The following is a 1,034-nucleotide window of genomic DNA, read 5'->3' as shown; positions in this document are numbered from 1 at the left end:
TGGAAGATGATGAAGCTGGGCGTGAAATACTCACTGCACTTTACGAAGCAAAGCAGCGTAATCCAGGATTAGACATTAATATCTGTGTTGACTGGCACCGAGCACAACGCGGCCTTATTGGTGCAGAAACATCAGAAGGCAACTCAGCGCTTTATAAAGCGTTTGCTGACCAATACCAACATGCCATCCCTGTTTATGGTATCCCCGTTCGCGGCCGAGAAGTATTTGGTGTACTTCATTTAAAAGGCTTCGTCGTCGACGATACCGTGATTTACAGTGGCGCTAGCCTTAATAACGTTTATTTGCAGTACCATGGCCGCTATCGATTTGATCGCTACCATGTTATTAAGCACAAATCCCTTGCAGATACGATGGTGAACTTCGTTCAAAATGAAATGATTGCTCACCCTGCAGTAAACGACTTGGCCGATCGAGATAAGCCAGAAACCAAAGAAATTAAATCGGCAATTCGCCAACTTCGCTCTTCTCTTGCTCAAGCCAACTATCAATTTGCCCATGAGTCAGCGGCGGAAGATAAAGTAAAGATCACACCTCTTGTTGGTCTTGGTAAGCGTCGAAACTTACTAAACCAGCAAATCGTCAAGCTACTAGCAGCAGCAAAAAACGAAATTTTCATCTGTACGCCATATTTTAACTTCCCTAAATCAATTCACCGGGAAGTAAAACGTGCGATGAAACGTGGAGTAAAAGTAACGATCGTGGTAGGAGATAAAACCGCGAACGATTTCTATATCTCTCCAGAAGAAGATTTCAAAACCATTGGTGGTCTTCCTTACCTTTACGAGGTAAATCTGCGCCGCTTTGCCAAAGCAAATGAGGCGAACATTGCAGCTCGTAAACTTTCAGTGCACTTATGGAAGCATGAAAACAACAGCTTCCACCTAAAGGGTATCTGGGTTGATAAGCGATACATGCTGCTTACGGGTAACAACTTAAATCCGCGTGCTTGGTCTCTCGATCTTGAAAATGGTTTATTGATTCAAGATGACTACGCAAACCTTACTCATAAGTTT

At 43.4% G+C, this 1,034-nt stretch carries 1 protein-coding gene; it reads left to right on the top strand.

Features of this window, described 5'->3' with window-relative positions; all coding sequences use genetic code 11:
* Positions 1-1,034: CDP-diacylglycerol--serine O-phosphatidyltransferase (gene pssA / locus R7O13_RS24590; RefSeq protein WP_318304901.1), on the top strand; the 1,034-nt coding region annotated here is incomplete at both ends.

It is taken from the genome of Vibrio sp. Y176 (genome assembly GCF_033438945.1).
This window is presented reverse-complemented; position numbering and strand designations above follow the sequence as displayed.